Below are 19338 nucleotides of genomic sequence, written 5' to 3'. Positions count from 1 at the left end.
GTGCTCCCCACCGTAGCCGCGCATCCGGGGTCTGTCACGTGTGAGTTTCGAATGTGTCCACGGAGCGTTCACCGGGCCACGGTGGATGGCGCGGCGTCGCCGCGACCGTCACCACGGCGATCACCACCGCTCCCCCGGCGCGCAGCGCTCGCACGGCCTCGGCGAGGCTCGCGCCGGTCGTGATGACATCGTCGACGACGATCACACGCCGACCCGCGGCATCCGTCGCGCCGAGGCTTCCCGCCACGTTGCGCCGTCGGCCGTCGCGATCGAGACCCCGCTGATCGCCGGTACGGCGGGTGTGACGCAGCAGGGGGCGCACCCGCACTCCTGCGCGACGGGCGATGAGATCGGGCACCCGGAATCCTCGGCGCCGGAACGCCGCCGCCGACGTGGGCATGGGAACGACGAGCACCGTGGATGCGTTCTCCCGCCTCATCGCGCCATCGAGCGTGCGGGGGAAGGCGCTGCCGAGGGCGCTGTCGAGAGCGGCGGCGAGCGCCGGCGCGAGAGCCCTGGCCAGTCCCGTGCGACCATCCTGTTTGATGGCCCGGAGAACTCGGGCAGCCACACCCTCGAATCGAAGTCCGCTCCACACCGGGACCGGCCCGCCCGGGGCATCGAGAGTGCGCCGACGCGGATCGGGCGCGAGCGCGAGGGCGCACCGCTCGCACAGGGCGACATCCGGCTCATCGCAACCCGCGCAGCGCACCGGGAGCACCAGAGCGAGCGCCTCGGCGATCGCCCCGACGCAGGTCGCCCGCAGCGCGGGCCAGAAGGCTCCTGACATCCGTCCACGGTCACCGATGACGCTCCGTCGCCGGGGCGGCTCGAGCGCTCCGGTGCAGAACCCGCCGAGCACACGATCTGGGGAGGAGACGCCCGTCTCGGCACCCGACGCGCCTACTGCGGTGAGCCCTGCTGGGTCGCGAGGACGCTCACGCCGGTCGCACTGGGCTGCCATGTGGTGCCGCGCTTGACGTAGAGCGTGCCGTCGTTCGCGCGCAGCCTCACGCTCGAGATGCCCGATCCTCCGGCGATCGAGGTGATGTCGGGCGACGCGGACGTCGACGACGTCGGGCCGCCCACGACCTGCTCGAGCACGATCGCACTACTCTCGCCGGTGGCCAGCACGCCGATCGTCACGTCATCGATCCAGGTGACGCCGATGCCAGGACCACCGACCGTCGCGAGCTGCATCGGTTCGCTCAGCCGCACCGGGACGCCGTCCTCACGGACGACTCCGGCCACCCACAGCACGGTGCGCCCGCCCGCGGTGACCGTCGCCGCCAGGCGGGTGCCATCGCGGGAGATCGACATCGCCGTGACCGACGAGGCGTCGGCCCACGCGCCGGCGACCGCCACGGACTCCCCCGACGGAAGATACGCGGACAGCGCGCCGGGCTGGTCGCGCGGCACGCTCCACACGACCCCGAATGGATCGATCGCCGGATCGATGAGCCCCGGGCGGACGTCGAGGGTCTGCGCGGCGGAACCGTCGGCACTGGCACGCACCACCTCACCGGTCGTGAGGCGCACGGCGGCCAGATCACGGTCGGGGCCGACCTGGACCGCGACGGGTGCCAGGCTCTCGACGACCGGAGACAGTCCGGGGATTCGATCGACCTCTCCCCCGGTGAGGAATCCGAATTCCTCCTGGGCGAGAACGAGCGGTGCGCCGGGGACGCGCGTGGAGCGCACCGCCACCGGCTCGGCAGCGAGAGGCGTGGCTCCGACGCTCATGACGACATCGACCACTCCCGCAGACGCGAGGCTCTCTTCGAGCTGCGTGAGCATGCGATCGAGGGCGGCGCTGTCTGCGGCGAGCGCGCTGTCGGACAGCTCGACGCGTGCGACGTCGTCGTCCGACACCGGAACCGACGGCACCGCTGTCACGTTCTCCGGGAATCCGGTGGCGACCGATTCCGCGAGCCACTCGCTCGGCAACTCGTTGACCAGCGCAGTCGTGATGCTCGTGGCCGCCTTCGCCGTCTGGAACCATCGGACGTCGGGCACGAGGTACTCCCACGTCGGGTCGAAGTACATGACGGAGTAGCGGTGGAACACGCTCGGGAATCGGTCCCGGTCGATGACCACGCCGTCGGGTGCGGCGGTGATGCGCCACTCGCCGTCGGCCTGCTTCACGAGGGTGAACGGCTGCTTGCGCTCGACGACCTCGGCTCGCTCGTAGACGCCGCGGTCGTCGACGGATGCGACCGCGTCGAAGGTGAAGTCGACGGTGCCCTCTGCGGTTTCGGTGTAGATCCGCTCCGAGAAGACGTCCACGGTCACGCTCGCGTCGGGATCCCATGCCTCCTGCAGTTCCGGTGCCAGGAACTCTCTCGCGCGTGCCCAGTCGCCGTTGACCCCCGGACCGGTGCCGGCATTGATGAAGCCCTCGACGATCTGCGCGGGCGTGGCGCCCGGCTCGGGCCGGTCGGGCAGGAATGCGACGTTCTGCGACTCGCCGGCGGTCTCGTCGGTGCGGTGCCCGTAGTTGATCGGCCCGCTGGTGGGAAAGCCCGCACACGCGGTGAGCGTGAGCGCGCCGAACGCGAGAAGGAGTGCCAGGATGCGGCGCGCGCGCGTCATGATGCACCGCCCTTCGCCGAGGCATCCGACTTCGCATGGCCCGTGGCGGAACGGGCGCCCGGATCGGGCACGCGGATCGGCTGAGTGAGGCCGAGGTCATCGACCGCGGCGATGGAGTCGTCGCCCGGATCGGCGGGGATCGGCGAGCCCGTGAGAGGGGCGCTCTGGCGCGGCAGGGTGAGGACGAAGTTCGTGCCCCGGCCGAGCTCGGACCAGACCGCGAGTTCACCGCCGTGCAGCTTCGCATCGCCGAGTGCGATCGACAGGCCCAGCCCCGTGCCGCCGATGGTGCGCGTACGCGAGGGATCGGCGCGCCAGAACCGGTCGAAGACGCGTTCGGCGTCCTCGGGCTTCATGCCGAGGCCGAAGTCCCGCACTCCCAGGGCGACGGCCTGCTGGTCACTGTCGACCGTGACCACGATCGGCCGGCCCTCGCCGTGCTCGATGGCGTTGCCGAGGAGGTTGCGCACCACGCGTCGCACGCGTCGGGGATCCATGTCGACCGGGGAATACCCTCCCGGGGCTACGAGCCGCACGTCGGTCCCGTGCTGCTCCGCGAGCTGCTGCATCGAGCCGATCACGTCCTCGGCGAGATGGGCGAGGCTGGTGGGCTCGAGCTCCAGCTGCACGGATCCGGCGTCGTAGCGGCTGATCTCCAGCAGATCGGTGAGGAGCGTCTCGAAGCGCTGCACCTGGGCGTTGAGCAGCTCGGCCGCGCGCGCCGTGGCCGGGTCGAAATCATCGCGCTGGTCGTTGATCATGTCGGCGGCCAGGCGGATCGTCGTCAGCGGAGTGCGCAGCTCGTGCGAGACATCCGACACGAAGCGCTGCTGCACGAGCGACAGATCGGCGAGCTCCTTGATCTGGGATTCGATGCTGTCGGCCATCGCGTTGAAGGATCGGCCGAGGGTCGCCAGCTCGTCCTCGCCGCGCACGGGGAGCCTCACGCCCAGCTCACCGGAGGCGAGCTTGGCGCTGGTGTCGGCGGCCTCGCTGATCGGGGTGGTGACCGAGCGCAGCACGAACCACGCGATGCCACCGATGAGCAGCACCAGCCCGATCCCGACGATCCAGAGCGTGCCCTGCACGAAGCCGAGGGTCTGGGGCGCGTTGGAGAGGTCGTACCCGAGATAGAGCTCATACGACGCCACACCCTCCACCGAGAGCTGCTGGCCGACCATGATTCCGGGCACGGTGTCGCCATCCGCGGTCGGCAGCGCGACGGACTGCCAGATCTGCTGGTCGGGGTTCTCACGCACCCGCTCGCGCATGCCCTCGGTCAGCAGAGTGTCGAATCCACCGACATAGGTGCTGAAGTCCTGCGGGGCGCCGGGCACCGGCGGCCCGATGCGGAAGACGGCGATGAGGTCGCTCGCAGACCGATCCGTCAGGGTGCCGTTGGCCAGCGTCATCACGTTCTGCAGCTGGACGCCGTCGCTCTGCACCGCAGCGTCGAGCGTGGTCTGGGCGGCGGCGCGCGCCTGCGCCGCATCGTCGAGCACCTGCTCGCGCCGCGAGGCGAACAGGTCGTTCTGGATCCATAGCGCCATCAGCACGCACGCCACGGTCACGGCGACCGCGGTGAGCGCGATGGTCACCAGGAGCGTACGGAAGCGCAGCGACCGGCGCCACAGACTCGCCAGGTTGCCCGGCCACGCGCGCCACAGACGCCATCCGGTCAGCGGGGTGCGGGTCGCGGTGATCCCGGTGGCCACGACCCCTGTGGCGGGTGCGGGCACGGCTGCCTCACACGGCGGCGCCGGCGCGATACCCGACGCCGCGCACCGTCGTGACGATCCTGGGATTGTCGGGGTCCTGCTCGACCTTGGCGCGCAGCCGCTGCACGTGCACGTTCACGAGGCGCGTGTCGGCCTTGTAGTGGTAGCCCCAGACCTGCTCGAGCAGCATCTCGCGCGAGAACACCTGCTGCGGCTTCGAGGCGAGGGCGACGAGCAGCTCGAACTCGAGAGGGGTCAGCGGGATCGGCGCCTCGCCGCGACGGACCTCGTGAGCCGCGACGTCGACGGTGAGATCGCCGATGCGCAGTGTGTCGTTGCCGGGCTGGCTGGCCGGGCGCAGCCGCGTGCGGATGCGCGCGACGAGCTCCTTCGGGTTGAACGGCTTGACGATGTAGTCGTCGGCGCCCGACTCGAGGCCCTTCACGACGTCGGCCGTGTCGGTGCGCGCGGTGAGCATGATGATCGGGATGCCGGATTCGGCGCGGATGCGGGTGCAGATCTCGATCCCGTCCATGCCCGGGAGCATGAGGTCCAGGAGGATCAGTTCGGGCCGTTCGGTGCGCCACGCATCGACCGCCTGCGCTCCATCCGCGCAGAACACCGTGTCGAACCCCTCCGTGCGCAGCACGATGCCGATCATCTCGGCAAGGGCGGTGTCGTCGTCGACCACCAGGATCCGTGAAGTCATCGCGCGCGTTCGTTCCTTTTCGCTCGGCATGACGACGGAACACGCCGTCCCCATGCGCTCCCCACAGAGTAGTCGACACCACCTGGGCGCAGGCCTCATTGAAGCCGTGACACTGCCGATATGCGGGTCGAGGCATCCGAGCGATATGAAACGATAGGAGTTCGACCATACCGCCGCTCGGCCGCACGCATGGATCGTGCGGGAGGTTCGACGGAGAATCGACGGAGAGGGGACCGGCGTGACCGCCTACCCGGCATGGACACCCGCCTCGCGCCCCGGGATCATCCCGCTTCATCCGCTGGGGTTCGGCACGATCCTGGGCCGATCGTTCGCCGCTCTGCGCCAGAACCCCCGCGTCCTGCTGGGGTTCGCATTGATCGTGCAGACGCTCGCCTATCTGGTCGTGCTCGGCGCCGTCCTCGCTGTCATGTGGGCCTCCTTCTCACGTCTCGACACTCTGCGGCCCGGCACCGACGAGTACGACACCGTGATGGCCGGCTCGATCGCCGTCACGGCCATCGCCGGCATCGTGCTGGGCCTTGTCGCCGGCGCGCTCAGCATCATCGTCCAGGGCATCGTCGTCGTCGAGGTGACACATGCCGCCGTCGCCGAGAAGCTGACGCTCGGAGCGCTGTGGCGACAGCTCCGCCCCGTCGCCTGGCGCCTGATCGGGTACTCGCTGCTCGTGGTCCTCGCCGTCGTCGCGATCGTCGCAGTCGTGGCGATCGGCGTCGTGGCCATCGGTGTCGCGGCACTGCCGGCCGCGATCGTGCTCACGATCCTGCTCATCCTTGCCGCCATTCCCTTGGCGTGGTGGCTGCAGATCAAGCTGCTTCTCGCTCCGGCGGCGATCATCGTCGAGCACGCGACGATCCTGCAGGCGGTGTCGCGCTCGTGGACACTGACCCGCGGACGCTTCTGGCCCGCACTGGGGATCATCCTCGTGATCTCGCTCATCTTCGGTGCCGTCGCGCAGGTGGTGAGCCTGCCCTTCAGCTTCCTCTCGATGGGACTCACGACGATCATCGCGCCGACCGGCGACCCCGAGCCGAGTGCGATCATCGGCGTGATCGCGACGGCGCTGCTCACCCAGGTGCTCACGCTGCTGCTGCAGTCCGTGGCCGTGGTGGTGCAGGCGACGGCTACGTCGATCATCTACATCGACTGCCGCATGCGCCGAGAGGGGCTCGATCTCGATCTGCTGGGCTACGTCGAGCGGCGGGACGCCGGGGCGACTGCCCTCGCCGACCCCTACCGCGAGCACATCGGACGCGCCGCCCCGGCACGTGGCTGGCCGGCAGGCGGGTACGGTGGCCCCGGCTCTCCCTATCCTGCCGCCGGTCAGCCGCCCTACCCGGCCGCGGCGCCGGCACAGTACCCGGGCCCTCATGCCGCTCAGCACGGTCACCCCGCGTCACAGCCGCCGTACCCGGCCGGATATGCGCCGGTGCGACCCGAATACCCCGTGGCGCCGCCCTCGCCCACCGCGACCGCGCCGGCATCGGCACCGGCCCTCGTGTCGGACGAGCCGTCACCGACGACCTGGACCGCGCCTGGCGGGGCATCCGACGGCGCCGACCGACAGTCGCCGTGGGCCTGACCCCGCTCGTCGTCGTGTTCGCCCGCGCGACCGGCGCCGTGCCGCCGCTCACGCCGGACGGTGACGAGGCACGTGAGTGGGCCGAGCAGGAGCTCTCCGACCCGGTGTACGACATCGCCGAGCCCACGCCGTTCGACCGCATCGCACGGGCCGTCGGGGACTTCTTCCAATCCCTCTTCTCTCCCGAGATCTCGCCGGGATGGGGCTCGGCCATCGCGCTCGTGGCCGCGATCGTCGTGGTCGTCATCATCGTCGCGGCGTTCCTGGTGTGGGGCATGCCGCGCTCGACGCGACGGGCCGCCGGCGCGTCTCCCCTGCTCTTCGGCGAGTCGGAGCATCGCTCCGCGGCGCAGCTGCGCTCTGCCGCCAGCGCCCATGCGCGGGCCGCCGAATGGGAGGCCGCCATCGTGCTGCGGTTCCGCGCGGTCGCACGCGGCTGCCTCGAGCGCGGGGTCGTCGACCCGCCGCCGGGTACGACGGTGCACGCGTTTGCGAGAGCCGCCGGCCGGGTGTTTCCCGCACTGGCCGGGCAGCTCGAACGGTCTGCCGACGCATTCGACGATGTCCGCTACCTTCGTCGCCCCGGCACGCAGGAACTGTACCGGCTCGTCGCGGACACCGATGACGCCGTGACCACGGCCCACCCCGCTGAGGCGTCGGGGATCGAGCCGGTGATGGCGCCGTGAGTTCACGCCCCGCCCGCCTCGGCCCCGCCCGCCTCGGCGCGCGGTCACATCGCTGCGGCTGCAGTCTTCTGCTGTGGCGCCACGGATCGGTGGCGCCGAAACAGAAAACGTCAGCCCACATCAGAGCTGAGGGTCGGTGCCACGCGTGAGCGGTCTGGGTGCGGCATCCACCGCCTCTGAAGACACCAGGCCCCGGCGCGGCCGCCGCGTCGCGGCATGGATCGCGATCGCACTCGCTCTGCTCATCGTCGGCGGCATCGGCGCGGCGATCTCCGCCGCGAACCAGTGGGCCGAACGCGGCGCCCTCGATCCTGGCTCCGCGGGTCCGGCCGGCACGCGGGCGCTCGCCGAGATCCTCCGCGACCACGGGATCGAGGTCGTGACCGTGCGCGACCGGACGGCTGCGACCGACGCCCTCGCCCAGGGCCCCGCGACCCTCGTGATGCCCGATGCCCCCGCCCTCTCGGACGACGCGATCCGCGCCCTCGCCGAGGGCGCCGCCGACGTGGTGCTGCTGGAGCCGAGGGCGCGCACCCTCGACCTCTTCCTGCCCGGAACGCAGCCGTCCGGCGTCGCGGCGGGCCGCGCCGTGCAGCCCGGCTGCGCAATGGCGGATGCCGAGCGGTCCGGCGCGATCGCACCCGGTGCGCTGTACTCGGCGAGCGGTTCGTCCGCGGTCACCGCGTGCTACGAGTCCGACGGCGCGCACGGTCTCGTGACCGGCCCGCACCACGGTGACGGTCGCGTCACCGCCATCGACACGCGGGTGCTCTTCACGAATGAGCACCTCGCCGAGGACGGCAACGCCGCCCTCGCGGTGAACCTCATGGGGCGGCATCCGCTCGTCGTCTGGTACGTGCCCGGCGTCGGCGACACGGACCTCGCCGATGCGAACCGTTCGCTGGGGGAGCTCACTCCCCCCTGGGTGAGTCCGGTGATCGTGCTGCTGCTGATCGCCGGCGTCGCCGCCGGAATCTGGCGCGGCCGCCGGTTCGGTCCCCTCGTCGCGGAGCGGCTGCCCGTGACGGTGCGCGCTTCCGAGACGACCGAGGGCAGGGCGCGGCTGTACGCCCGATCGGGCGACGCCCTGCATGCTGCGGACCAGTTGCGCATCGGCGCACTCGGCCGCCTCGCGCGCCTGCTCGGACTCGGGCCGGGCGCATCGGCGCCCGAGATCGCCGACGCCGCCGCGGGCCGCACCGGGCTCGACGCCGGCGCGGTGCGCGGCATCCTCATCGACGACATCCCCCGCAGCGACGCCGACCTCGTCGCGCTGAGCGCCCGCCTCCGACACCTCGAGGACGCCGTCCGCACGGCCGTCCGCCCGGAAAGGACCACCCGATGACCGACGCGTTCGACATTCCCGCCCCGAGCACCCCCGGGCACGCGGCCGAGGGGCCCGTCACGCCGCTCGATGACGCCGCGCTGCGCGAGGCGATGAACCGTGTGCGGCTCGAGGTCGGCAAGGCGGTGATCGGCCAGGACGGCACGGTGACCGGCCTGCTCATCGCGCTCCTCGCGCGAGGACACGTCCTGCTCGAAGGCGTTCCGGGAGTCGCCAAGACACTGCTCGTGCGCTCTTTCAGCGTGGCGCTGGGCCTGGACACCAAGCGCATCCAGTTCACACCCGACCTGATGCCGGGCGACGTCTCGGGCTCGATGATCTACGACGCACGCAGCGGAGAGTTCGAGTTCCGCGAGGGCCCCGTCTTCACCCACGTGGTGCTCGCCGACGAGATCAACCGCACTCCGCCGAAGACGCAGGCAGCACTCCTGGAGGCCATGGAGGAGCGGCAGGTCTCGACCGACGGCGTGACGAGGCCGCTGCCCGACCCCTTCCTCGTCGCGGCGACGCAGAACCCGATCGAACATGAAGGCACCTACACGCTGCCCGAGGCGCAGCTGGACCGCTTCCTCCTGAAGCTCGTCATCGACGTCCCGCCCCGCGAGGCCGAGCTCGCGGTCCTCCGCCGTCACGCCGGCGGCTTCGACCCGCGCGATCTCGCCGGCGCGGGACTCCAGCGTGCGGCGAGCGCGGATGAGATCCGCGCGGCGCAGCGGGCCGCGGCATCCGTCACCGTCTCGGACGAGGTGCTCGGCTACGTCGTCGACCTCGCCCAGGCCACGCGCCGAAGCCCCTCGGTGCAGCTGGGCGTCAGCCCGCGCGCCGCGACAGCGCTCCTCGCGGCCTCGAAGGCGTGGGCCTGGCTGGGCGGCTACCCCGCCATCACCCCCGACCACGTGCAGACGATGGTGCTGCCCACCTGGCGGCACCGCATCCGCCTCCGCCCCGATGCCGAACTCGAGGGTGTATCGGTCGACGCGGTGCTCGGGTCGGTGCTGCAGCAGACCCGCGTGCCGATCTGAGGCACCCGCGCCCGACCTGCCTCGAACCCTCCCGACGAAGAGAACCGAACCCATGTACGTCACCGGCCGGCTTCCGCTGCTCCTGATCGTGGGAGCAGTGCCCGTGGTGCTGTTGTCGCTCGCGGGCATCGATCCGTGGCTGGCCGCCGCCGGGTGGATGCTCCTGTGCGCCGCCGTCGCATTGATCGATGCGGCCGCGGCACCCGATCCGCGACGCATCGCGGTACTCCGGCGGATGCCGCGCCGCGTGCTGCTGGGGCAGCCGGTCGCCGTCGAGGTCGTGCTGCGCAACACCGCGGAACGCACCATGCGCGGGCGCTTCCGCGACGCGTGGCAGCCGACCGCGGGCGCTCCGGCCGACCGGATCCCGATCGCCATCCCTCCGGGCGAGAGCCGCACCGCCGGCATCCCGCTCCTGCCTCGGCGCCGCGGCGAGCTGTCGTCGCAATTCGTCGTCGTACGCTCGGACGGCCCGCTGCGCCTGGCAGGGCGCCAGGCACGCCTCGACGCCCCTGGCGCCATTCGGGTGCTGCCGCCGTTCACCGCGCGCCGGCACCTCCCCTCGCGGCTCGCGCGGCTTCGTGAGTTGGATGGGAACACGAGCCTTCAGGTGCGCGGACAGGGCACCGAGTTCGACAGCCTGCGGGAGTACGTGCGAGGCGACGACGTCCGATCGATCGACTGGCGCGCCACGGCCCGCTCGAACACGACGATGCTCCGCACGTGGCGCCCCGAGCGCGACCGCCATGTCGTGATCGTGATCGACACCGGACGCACCGCTGCGGCCCGCGTGGCCGACGGGGTGCGGATGGATGCCGCGATGGAGGCCGCGCTGCTGCTCGCGGCCCTCGCCTCCCGCGCCGGCGACCACGTGCATCTGCTCATGTTCGACCGCGCGATCCGCGCCCGCGTGACTCGCGTGGACGGGCCCGCACTGCTGCCTGCGCTCGTCGATGCGATGGCGCCCGTCCAGCCTCAGCTGATCGACACGGACTGGGATGCCGCGTTCGCCCAGGTGCGCGCCCTCACCTCGCGCCCATCGCTCGTCGTACTGCTCACCGCGCAGGACGCGGGCGAGGCGGCCCGCGGCTTCCTCGGGTCGTTGCCTGCGCTCACCCGCCGCGCCCACGTGCTCGTCGGCACGGTCACCGACGCGAGAGAACCGTTGCCCGCGCGCCCCGATGCCGCCGAGGTGTACCACGCCGCCGCGGTGGAGCGCACGGCCCGGGACGCAGAGATCGTGGCGGCCGCGGTCGGACGGGCGGGTGCTGAGGCCATCGCCGACACTCCCGAGAACCTGCCGCCGCGTATCGCGGACCGGTATCTGGCCCTGAAGGCGGCCGGCCGGCTCTGACCCGGCGGCCCTCGTTCCGCCCCCGGCCCCGGGTCTGGGACGGCCGGGAGATGCCGCACCACGAGTGCCTGAGTTCGCGTAATGACAGGACACTCCGCGTCGCCTTCCTGGGAATCGGCTGGACGTGCCGATACTCTCGCGACGAGGAAAGGAGTCCGCCATGTCGGATACCACCATCCAACAGAGCACCGCGACGAAGCTCGTGGCCGAGGCCCTGGGAACGTTTCTGCTCGTTTTCGGCGGCGTCGGCACCGCGCTGTTCGCAGCCCACTTCCCGTACGGGTCCGAAGGAAACCCGCTCGGAGTCGGCTTCGTCGGCGTCGCACTCGCATTCGGTCTCACCGTCGTGGTCGGCGCCTACGCGTTCGGCCCAATCTCGGGAGGGCACTTCAACCCCGCGATCACTCTGGGACTCGCCGCGGCCGGCCGCTTCGCGTGGAAGGACAGCATCGGCTACATCATCGCGCAGCTGATCGGCGGCGCACTCGGCACGACGCTGATCGTGCTGATCGGCCTCTTCGGACCCGACAACTGGCTCGCCGACGCCCAGGACGGCGGCTTCGCCTCCAACGGATTCGGTGAGTGGTCGCCGGGCGGCTTCGGCTTGGGCGCCGCGATCGTGGCCGAGATCCTGCTGACGGCGATCTTCGTCCTGATCATCCTCGGCGTCACGCACACCACGCGCGGTACTGCGGCAATGGCGCCGCTGGCGATCGGCCTCACGCTGACTCTCATCCACCTGATCTCGATCCCGATCGACAACACCTCGGTCAACCCCGCTCGCTCGATCGCCGCGGCGATCTACGGCGGCCCCGGCCCGCTGTCGCAGGTATGGGTCTTCATCGTGTTCCCGATCATCGGCGGTCTCATCGCCGGACTCCTGCACCGTGCGCTGTTCGAGCCGAAGGCACTGCCCCCGGCACCGGCCGAGGCCCGCGTGCGCTGACACCAGCGCTCACGCCGACACTGGCGTCGACGCGAACGCAAGAGCGGCCCGCCCCCGAAAAGGGGCGGGCCGCTCTTGCATGGCCGCGGTGGTGCCGACTCAGACCAGGTCGAACCGGTCGAGCTCGGTGACCTTGCCCCACGCCTTGACGAAGTCGCGGACGAACTTCTCGTTCGCGTCGTCGCTCGCGTACACCTCGGCGACGGCGCGCAGCTCCGAGTTCGAGCCGAACAGCAGGTCGACGCGGGTGCCGATGCCCACGTGCTCGCCCGAGCCGTCCTTCGCGCCCGAGAATGCGTGCGAACCCGGGTCGAGCGGCTTCCAGGTCGTACCGAGGTCGAGCAGATTCACGAAGAAGTCGTTCGTCAGCGCACCCTTGCGGTCAGTGAAGACGCCGTAGTCGGAATCGTCCCAGTTCGCGCCGAGGACGCGCAGCCCGCCCACGAGCACCGTCGCCTCCGGCGCGCTCAGCGTGAGCAGATTCGCGCGGTCGATGAGGTGGTGCTCCTCGGGCATGAACGCCCGGGGACCGTAGTAGTTGCGGAACCCGTCCGTGATCGGCTCGAGGAACGCGAACGACTCCACGTCGGTCTGCTCCTGGGTGGCGTCGGTGCGGCCGGGGTGGAAGACCACTTCGGCGTCGACACCGGCGTCCGTGGCCGCCTTCTCCACCGCCGCGTTGCCGGCGAGCACGATCAGGTCGGCCAGCGACACCTTCTTGCCGTCGGTACGGCCGTCGTTGAACGCCGCCTGGATCTGCTCGAGCTTCGTCAGCACGGAGGCGAGCTGGGCGGGCTTGTTGACCTCCCAGTCCTTCTGCGGCGCGAGGCGGATGCGTGCGCCGTTGACGCCGCCGCGCTTGTCGCTGCCACGGAACGAGGATGCCGCCGCCCAGGTGGTCTCGACGAGTTCGGACACCGAGAGTCCGGTCTCGAGGATCTGCGCCTTCAGAGCGGTCGCGTCGGCGGCGTCGATCAGCTCGTGATCGACCGCCGGCACACGGTCCTGCCAGATGAGCTCCTCCGAGGGCACCTCGGCGCCGAGGTAGCGGTCGATCGGACCCATGTCGCGGTGCGTCAGCTTGAACCACGCACGGGCGAAGGCGTCGGCGAAGGCCGCGGTGTCGTCCTTGAATCGGCGCGAGATCGCGTCGTAGGCCGGGTCGGCGCGCAGGGCGAGGTCACTCGTGAGCATGCGGGGCTCACGACGGCCGTCCGAGTGCGCGAGCGGCACCATGTCGGCGCCCCCGCCGTTGATCGGACGCCACTGGTGTCCGCCGCCGGGGCTCTTCATGAGCTCCCACTCGTACGCGTACAGGATGTGGAAGAACTCGTTGTCCCAGCGCGTCGGGTGGTACGTCCAGGTCACCTCGAGGCCGGACGTGATGGTGTCGTCACCCTTGCCGGTGCCGAAGTTGTTCTTCCAGCCGAGCCCCTGCTGCTCGAGGCCGGCCGCTTCGGGGTTGTCCTCGATGTTGGTGTCGGGCGCGGCGCCGTGCGTCTTGCCGAAGGTGTGACCACCCGCGATCAGGGCAACCGTCTCCTCGTCGTCCATCGCCATACGACCGAAGGTCTCGCGGATGTCGCGCGCCGACTCCCGCGGGTCGGGGTTGGCGTTGGGACCCTCGGGGTTGACGTAGATGAGGCCCATCTGCACTGCGGCGAGCGGTTTCTCGAGCTCACGATCGCCGGAGTAGCGCTCGTCGGCGAGCCACGTGGTCTCGGGACCCCAGTACACGTCGGCGTCGGGTTCCCACACGTCGGCGCGGCCGCCGGCGAAGCCGAAGGTCTGGAAGCCCATGGACTCGAGTGCGACGTTGCCGGCGAGGATCATGAGGTCGGCCCACGAGAGCGACTGGCCGTACTTCTTCTTCACCGGCCACAGCAGGCGACGGGCCTTGTCGAGCGAGACGTTGTCGGGCCAGCTGTTGAGCGGCGCGAACCGCTGCTGACCGGCGCCGCCGCCACCACGGCCGTCCGTGACGCGATAGGTGCCCGCGCTGTGCCACGCCATGCGGATCATGAGCGGGCCGTAGTTGCCGAAGTCGGCGGGCCACCAGTCCTGAGATGTGACGAGGAGGTCTGCGATGTCGGCCTTGACCGCCGCCAGGTCGAGGGCTTCGAAGGCCGCCTTGTAGTCGAAGTCCTCGCCGAGCGGGTTTGCGACCGCGGGGTTCTTCGCGAGGATCTTGAGGTTCAGCTGGTTCGGCCACCACACGCTGTTGGCGTTGCCGGTGGTGGGGTGCGGCTGGCCCCCGTGGATGACGGGGCAGGCCCCCTCGTCCTCGTTGGGACGCGGACGGGTCTCGCCGTCCTCGCGGTCGTCGACGGGGGTGTCGATATCGGTGACGGCCTGGTCGATGTCGTTCGCGTCGTCGCCGATCTCGGGGATCGTCTCGTTGCTGTCGGTCATGGGGCTTCCTTCCTTGACAGATGGGCAGGTTCGTGGTCGGCGCGCGATGGCGCGGATGCTGCGGCGCAGTCGGGGCACACACCCCAGAAGGTCACCTCGGCCGCCTGCAGGGCATAGCCGTGCGCGTCGGACGGAGTGAGGCACGGTGCGGCGCCGACCACGCAGTCGACGTCCTGGACGGCGCCGCACTGCGAGCAGATCAGATGGTGGTGATTGTCGTCGACCCGGAGCTCGAAGAGGCCGGGGCGACCGGCAGGCTCGATACGCCGCACCAGGCCTGCATCGACGAAATCGCCCAGCGCGTTGTAGACGGACTGCAGGCTCGTGCCGGGCACCGAGCGTGCGACGATCGCGAACAGCTCGTCGGCGCTGGCGTGCGGGCGTTCGCCCAGCGCGGCGACGACGGCCCGGCGCGAATCAGTGACACGCAGCCCCGCGTGGCGCAGGCGCTCCGCGGCGTCGAGCGCCGGGATCGCAGGGGTGGTCGTCATACCCGCAGTCTAGCGTTGTTTTGAATGACTCAAAACAACAGTCGAAGCATCCGTCGACCGAAATCTCCGTGAACGGATGCCGCGCTCAGCCTGCGACGAGGGTCGGCGTGCCCGCTTCGTACTCGGTGAGATCGCCCGTCTCGTCGAGGCGGCTCGCGCGTCGGCCGACAACGAGCATGTATGCGAGAAAGAGTCCGAGCGCGACGGCACCGATTCCGATCTTCACCGGCCATTGCCAGGGCTGCGCGGTGACGAAGCCCTCGATCAGGCCCGACACTCCCAGCGCGAAGACGAGGCCGATGGCGATCGTCGCGAGCGAGCGTCCGGTCGCGGCGAGCGCCTCGCCGCGCGTGCGGGCACCGGGCGCCACCCACGCCCAGAAGATCTGCAGGCCCGCGGCGGCCGCGACGAAGATGCTGGTCAACTCGAGCAGGCCGTGCGGAAGGATATACAGCACGAAGACATCGGCCCGGTCGAACGCGGCCATGATCCCGGCGGCCGTGCCCACTCCGACCGCATTCTGCACGAGCACCATGATCGGCCAGATGCCCGTCACTCCGAACAGGACGCACTGCGCAGCGATCCAGGCGTTGTTGGTCCACACTGTGCCGGCGAACACCGCGGCAGGATTCTCGCTGTAGTACTCGGTGAACTCGTTCTCGGCGTAGTTCTCCAGCTGGGCTCGACTGCCGAGGCTGGCGACGAGGGCGGGGTCGCCGGACACCCACAGTGCGACGATCGTGGCGACCGCGGTGAAGCCGAGGGCGATCGCAAGGGTCGCCCATCGCACGCGATACAGCGCCGCCGGAAGCTGCAGAACGAAGAAGCGCGGAATCTGGCGCAGGACGTTCTCGGGTGCCCCGGTCAGCCGCAGGCGTGCGCGAGCGAGCATCGTCGAGATGTAGTCGCCCTGGATGCTGCGCCCAGCCGAGGTCTTGGCATCGGCGAGGTCGGCAGAGGCCGCGCGATACCGCGTGACGAGTTCGTCCACCTCGGCGCCCGATAGCCGCCGAGTGCCGCTCAGCTCATCGAGGCGCTCCCACTCCTGCCGTCGTGCGGCGGTGAGTGCGTCGAGGTCCATGCGCTTTACTGTAGCCATGACCGCTGAGCGCCCCGCGATCGTCGACCTCCACCAGGACGAGGTGCTCACCGGCGAAGCCGTCGCGCTGGACGTGCAGCCGCTCGGCTTCTTCATGCGAGCGCTGGGCGTCGTGATCGACATGCTTCTGGGCGTCATCGGGCTGGTGCTCTTCTTCGCACTCGCGTCATGGCTGATCGGCATGGGTCTTCTCGACGACGCGGTGTTCCCGATCCTCACGATCGTCGTGCTCGTTCTGGTGATGATCGTCATCCCCACTGTCGTCGAGACGACGACCCGCGGCCGCAGCCTCGGACGCCTCGCCGTCGGCGGACGCATCGTCCGCTCCGACGGAGGTGCCGCCGGATTCCGCCACGCTTTCATCCGCGCGCTCGTCGGCGTCTTCGAGCTCTGGTTCACCGTGGGGGCGGTCGCCGCGCTCGTCGGCGCCTTCACTCCCCGCTCACAGCGACTCGGCGACCTCATGGCCGGAACCTACTCCGAGCGCACGCGCACACCGCGCCTGCCCGACAACCGCCTCGGGGTTCCTCCGCAGCTCGCGGAGTGGGCCTCGGTCGCCGATGTCGCGCGACTGCCGGAGCGCCTGTCGCGTCGTCTGGCCCAATTCGCCCAATCGGCCGGGAACATGGAGCCGCACGCCCGTGCGCGGGTCGCGGCATCGCTCGCCGGGGAAGCCGCAGCGCACGTCTCGCCGGTGCCCTCGGTCGACCCGGAGACGTTCCTGGTCGCGGTCGTCGCCGTTCGGCGCGACCGGGAGCTGCGAGCGCTGCAGCTCGAGACGGCGCGCGCAGAGGCGCTCACCGCGCCGGTCTCACCACCCCCGCGGGGTTTCCCGCAGCGCTGAGCCGCTGGGTCGCGTCGGCTGGGGCGGCCGCGCCGGCTGGCCGGCGCGGCCTGGTGCATCCCCGCGGCCATCAGAGCTGGCCCATCCGCCCCGGGGCGGATCTCTCGCCTCGGGGCGGGAATCCCCCGCCCCAACGTGCAGAATCCGCCCCGGGGCGTGTGAGTACGTCGCCAGCGGCCGGCGAGACGCGTCAGTAGCGGTAGTGATCGAGCTTGTACGGACCCTCGACCGGCACGCCGATGTACGAGGCCTGGTCGGGGGTGAGAGTGGTGAGCTTCACCCCGAGCGCGTCGAGGTGCAGGCGCGCGACCTTCTCGTCGAGGTGCTTGGGCAGCGTGTAGACCGCGGTGGGATACTCGTCGGGCTTCGTGTACAACTCGAGCTGCGCGAGAACCTGATTGGTGAACGAGGCGCTCATCACGAACGAGGGGTGGCCGGTGGCGTTGCCGAGATTGAGCAGACGGCCCTCGCTCAGCACGAGCACGCTGCGGCCATTGGGCAGACGCCACTCGTGCACCTGCGGCTTGATCTCGATCTTCTCGGCGCCCTCGAGCGACTCGAGCCCCGCCATGTCGATCTCGTTGTCGAAGTGGCCGACGTTGCCGACGATCGCGAGGTGCTTGAGGGCGAGCAGATCCACGGTGGTCACGACATCCTTGTTACCGGTGCCGGTGATCACGATGTCGACGAGACCCGCGACCTCTGCGAGCGGTGCGACCTGGTAGCCGTCCATCGCCGCCTGGAGCGCGCAGATCGGGTCGACCTCGCTCACGATGACGCGTGCGCCCTGACCGCGGAGAGCCTCGGCGGCGCCCTTGCCGACGTCGCCGTAGCCGCAGACGAAGGCGACCTTGCCGCCCATCAGCACGTCGGTCGCACGGTTGATCCCGTCGGGCAGCGAGTGGCGGATGCCGTACTTGTTGTCGAACTTCGACTTCGTGACGGAGTCGTTGACGTTGATCGCCGGGAACAGCAGTCCGCCCGCTGCCGCGAGTTCGTACAGGCGGTGCACCCCGGTGGTGGTCTCCTCGGTGACGCCGATGAGGCCTTCGGCCATGCGGGTGAAGCGCTGCGGATCGGCTGCGAGGCTCGCACGGAGCGTGTCGAGCACGATCCGATACTCCTCGGAGTCGCCCTCCTGGGCTGCCGGAACCGCGCCCGCCTTCTCGAACTCCACACCCTGGTGCACGAGGAGCGTGGCGTCGCCGCCGTCGTCGAGGATCAGGTTCGGCCCGTCGAAGCCCTCCGCCGACCAGTCGAAGATGCGGTCCGCGAGACGCCAGTACTCCTCGAGGGTCTCACCCTTCCAGGCGAACACCGGTACGCCCGACGGGGCGTCGACGGTGCCCTCGGGGCCCACGACGACCGCGGCGGCCGCCTCGTCCTGGGTCGAGAAGATGTTGCAGCTCGCCCAGCGCACCTGCGCACCGAGGGCGACGAGCGTCTCGATGAGCACGGCAGTCTGCACCGTCATGTGCAGCGACCCCGCGATGCGGGCTCCCTTCAGCGGCTGCGCCGCGCCGAACTCGTCACGCAAGGCCATGAGCCCGGGCATCTCGTTCTCGGCGAGACGCAGCTGGTGACGTCCGGCCTCCGCGAGCGCGAGGTCGCGGACCTCGAACTCGAGCGGGCGCCCTGCGGGGGACTCAGGAACCGTGGGGGTGGCGCCGGGCACGGCGACGGGCGTTTCGATCGGCATCCGCCCATTCTCCCACGTCCGGCCGGGCGTCCGGGGTCAGGCGCGGAGCGTCTCGTGCCGCACGACGACCCAGCCCTGCGGCACCGAGAGACGGTCGGTGTGGATCGCGCACAGGTCGTGCGCGTGGGGGTCCCCAGCCTCGCCCAGTGGACCCACGGCGGCCATCTGGTCGCCGTAGTCGTAGGTGAGCGTCGACACCGCCTCGCGGGCACAGCCGACCTTGGAGCAGAGTCTCTCGCGCATCGTCTACACGCTACCGATCCGGCGGGCGCACCACGGGATGCCGCGCCGCCGCGATCGCGCGCTCGCGATGAACCGACGCGCTGACACGCGCCTAGGATAGGCGCATGGCGTGGCGGCGGACTCGGAGCAGTGAGCGTGCGCCTCGACGCGTCTCGCGACACGGGCGTCACGGCCGAGAGGGGCGCAGCCCGGTCGTGCGGCCCCCGCTTCCTCCGCTCGACACGCGGATGGATCGATTCGATCTCGCTGTCGGCACGGCGGCGGAGTTCCTGCGCTCCGCGTGGCCCGAGCTGCGTGAGGTGCGATTCGAAGTCGCGGACATGCCCTCGGCCACCGATGACGACGGCATCCCTCGCTGGACGGTTCTCACCGACGCCAAGCGCATCATCCTGTACCGGCTGCCCATCGAGCGACTGAGCCATCTGCACCGTGACGACGATCTGCACCGGCGCATGCTGGTCGAGAGCGCCGTGTTCCGCGCGGCAGCCGAGTACCTCGACCGCGATCCGTGGGATCTCGGCCCCGAGCGGTTCCGCTTCTTCTGATCCCGGCTCGAAACCGGGCTCGGACCGGGCGGG

At 70.6% G+C, this 19338-nt stretch carries 17 protein-coding genes; 8 read left to right on the top strand and 9 right to left on the bottom strand.

Features of this window, described 5'->3' with window-relative positions:
- Positions 1-34: 34 nt before the first annotated feature.
- The 4 genes from KEC57_RS14745 to mtrA form a co-directional block, all read right to left on the bottom strand.
- On the bottom strand, positions 35-790 hold the full coding sequence (locus KEC57_RS14745) for a ComF family protein (RefSeq protein ID WP_229385452.1): 756 nt from the start codon (positions 788-790) through the stop codon (positions 35-37).
- A gap of 113 nt (positions 791-903) precedes the next feature.
- Positions 904-2592: an LpqB family beta-propeller domain-containing protein gene (locus KEC57_RS14740; RefSeq protein ID WP_229385451.1), complete on the bottom strand. Its 1689-nt coding sequence runs from the start codon at positions 2590-2592 to the stop codon at positions 904-906.
- Positions 2589-4331 carry an MtrAB system histidine kinase MtrB gene (mtrB, locus tag KEC57_RS14735; RefSeq protein WP_372457065.1) on the bottom strand — a complete coding sequence of 581 codons (1743 nt, stop codon included), beginning with the start codon at positions 4329-4331 and terminating at the stop codon, positions 2589-2591. The genes KEC57_RS14740 and mtrB overlap by 4 nt, the downstream gene beginning before the upstream one ends.
- A 7-nt stretch (positions 4332-4338) precedes the next feature.
- Entirely contained in the window at positions 4339-5019 is a 681-nt protein-coding gene (mtrA, locus tag KEC57_RS14730) for an MtrAB system response regulator MtrA (protein ID WP_229385450.1), read from the bottom strand.
- Between the two features lie 238 nt (positions 5020-5257).
- Here mtrA and KEC57_RS14725 point away from each other — a divergent pair, with 238 nt between their 5' ends.
- From KEC57_RS14725 to aqpZ, 6 genes are all read left to right on the top strand, one after another.
- On the top strand, positions 5258-6619 hold the full coding sequence (locus KEC57_RS14725; protein WP_229385449.1) for a DUF7847 domain-containing protein: 1362 nt from the start codon (positions 5258-5260) through the stop codon (positions 6617-6619).
- Positions 6610-7305, top strand: a complete 696-nt coding sequence (locus KEC57_RS14720; protein WP_229385448.1) for a DUF4129 domain-containing protein — start codon at positions 6610-6612, stop codon at positions 7303-7305. The genes KEC57_RS14725 and KEC57_RS14720 overlap by 10 nt, the downstream gene beginning before the upstream one ends.
- Before the next feature lie 145 nt (positions 7306-7450).
- Entirely contained in the window at positions 7451-8650 is a 1200-nt protein-coding gene (locus KEC57_RS14715; RefSeq protein WP_229385447.1) for a DUF4350 domain-containing protein, read from the top strand.
- Positions 8647-9672, top strand: coding sequence for an AAA family ATPase (locus tag KEC57_RS14710; protein ID WP_372457064.1), 1026 nt, complete (start codon positions 8647-8649; stop codon positions 9670-9672). Before KEC57_RS14715 ends, KEC57_RS14710 begins: the two co-directional genes overlap by 4 nt.
- A 52-nt stretch (positions 9673-9724) precedes the next feature.
- On the top strand, positions 9725-11026 hold the full coding sequence (locus KEC57_RS14705) for a DUF58 domain-containing protein (protein ID WP_229385446.1): 1302 nt from the start codon (positions 9725-9727) through the stop codon (positions 11024-11026).
- 160 nt (positions 11027-11186) lie between these two features.
- Positions 11187-11972, top strand: coding sequence for an aquaporin Z (gene aqpZ, locus KEC57_RS14700; RefSeq protein ID WP_229385445.1), 786 nt, complete (start codon positions 11187-11189; stop codon positions 11970-11972).
- Positions 11973-12071: 99 nt separating this feature from the next.
- Here the strand turns inward: aqpZ and katG are convergent, their stop codons facing one another.
- From katG to KEC57_RS14685, 3 genes are all read right to left on the bottom strand, one after another.
- A complete protein-coding gene (katG, locus tag KEC57_RS14695; protein WP_229385444.1) occupies positions 12072-14384 on the bottom strand; it encodes a catalase/peroxidase HPI in 2313 nt (770 codons plus the stop codon).
- Positions 14381-14875 (bottom strand): Fur family transcriptional regulator, encoded by a 495-nt coding sequence (locus tag KEC57_RS14690; protein ID WP_229385443.1) that lies wholly within the window; start codon positions 14873-14875, stop codon positions 14381-14383. Before KEC57_RS14690 ends, katG begins: the two co-directional genes overlap by 4 nt.
- Positions 14876-14960: 85 nt before the next feature.
- On the bottom strand, positions 14961-15956 hold the full coding sequence (locus tag KEC57_RS14685) for a stage II sporulation protein M (protein WP_229385442.1): 996 nt from the start codon (positions 15954-15956) through the stop codon (positions 14961-14963).
- 16 nt (positions 15957-15972) lie between these two features.
- Here KEC57_RS14685 and KEC57_RS14680 point away from each other — a divergent pair, with 16 nt between their 5' ends.
- Complete coding sequence (locus KEC57_RS14680; protein ID WP_229385441.1) at positions 15973-16818, top strand: RDD family protein; 846 nt, start codon at positions 15973-15975, stop codon at positions 16816-16818.
- A gap of 190 nt (positions 16819-17008) precedes the next feature.
- On the opposite strand, the gene ahcY is transcribed toward KEC57_RS14680, so the two are convergent.
- Positions 17009-18517 carry an adenosylhomocysteinase gene (ahcY, locus tag KEC57_RS14675; RefSeq protein WP_229385440.1) on the bottom strand — a complete coding sequence of 503 codons (1509 nt, stop codon included), beginning with the start codon at positions 18515-18517 and terminating at the stop codon, positions 17009-17011.
- Positions 18518-18553: 36 nt separating this feature from the next.
- Positions 18554-18760 carry a DUF3499 family protein gene (locus KEC57_RS14670; protein ID WP_229385439.1) on the bottom strand — a complete coding sequence of 69 codons (207 nt, stop codon included), beginning with the start codon at positions 18758-18760 and terminating at the stop codon, positions 18554-18556.
- A 104-nt stretch (positions 18761-18864) separates the two neighbouring features.
- On the opposite strand from KEC57_RS14670, the gene KEC57_RS14665 reads away from it, so the two are divergent.
- Entirely contained in the window at positions 18865-19305 is a 441-nt protein-coding gene (locus tag KEC57_RS14665; RefSeq protein WP_229385438.1) for a metallopeptidase family protein, read from the top strand.
- Positions 19306-19338 lie beyond the last annotated feature (33 nt).

It is taken from the genome of Microbacterium allomyrinae (genome assembly GCF_020682705.1).
Lineage (GTDB): Bacteria > Actinomycetota > Actinomycetes > Actinomycetales > Microbacteriaceae > Microbacterium > Microbacterium allomyrinae.
This window is presented reverse-complemented; position numbering and strand designations above follow the sequence as displayed.

Excerpts from the sequence above, each read along its gene's own strand:
- KEC57_RS14745 (WP_229385452.1), bottom strand. The coding sequence starts at position 790 with ATGTCAGGAGCCTTCTGGCCCGCGCTGCGGGCGACCTGCGTCGGGGCG.
- KEC57_RS14740 (WP_229385451.1), bottom strand. The coding sequence starts at position 2,592 with ATGACGCGCGCGCGCCGCATCCTGGCACTCCTTCTCGCGTTCGGCGCG.
- mtrA (WP_229385450.1), bottom strand. The coding sequence starts at position 5,019 with ATGACTTCACGGATCCTGGTGGTCGACGACGACACCGCCCTTGCCGAG.
- KEC57_RS14710 (WP_372457064.1), top strand. The coding sequence starts at position 8,647 with ATGACCGACGCGTTCGACATTCCCGCCCCGAGCACCCCCGGGCACGCG.
- KEC57_RS14705 (WP_229385446.1), top strand. The coding sequence starts at position 9,725 with ATGTACGTCACCGGCCGGCTTCCGCTGCTCCTGATCGTGGGAGCAGTG.
- aqpZ (WP_229385445.1), top strand. The coding sequence starts at position 11,187 with ATGTCGGATACCACCATCCAACAGAGCACCGCGACGAAGCTCGTGGCC.
- katG (WP_229385444.1), bottom strand. The coding sequence starts at position 14,384 with ATGACCGACAGCAACGAGACGATCCCCGAGATCGGCGACGACGCGAAC.
- KEC57_RS14690 (WP_229385443.1), bottom strand. The coding sequence starts at position 14,875 with ATGACGACCACCCCTGCGATCCCGGCGCTCGACGCCGCGGAGCGCCTG.
- KEC57_RS14685 (WP_229385442.1), bottom strand. The coding sequence starts at position 15,956 with ATGGACCTCGACGCACTCACCGCCGCACGACGGCAGGAGTGGGAGCGC.
- KEC57_RS14680 (WP_229385441.1), top strand. The coding sequence starts at position 15,973 with ATGACCGCTGAGCGCCCCGCGATCGTCGACCTCCACCAGGACGAGGTG.
- ahcY (WP_229385440.1), bottom strand. The coding sequence starts at position 18,517 with ATGCCGATCGAAACGCCCGTCGCCGTGCCCGGCGCCACCCCCACGGTT.
- KEC57_RS14670 (WP_229385439.1), bottom strand. The coding sequence starts at position 18,760 with ATGCGCGAGAGACTCTGCTCCAAGGTCGGCTGTGCCCGCGAGGCGGTG.
- KEC57_RS14665 (WP_229385438.1), top strand. The coding sequence starts at position 18,865 with ATGGCGTGGCGGCGGACTCGGAGCAGTGAGCGTGCGCCTCGACGCGTC.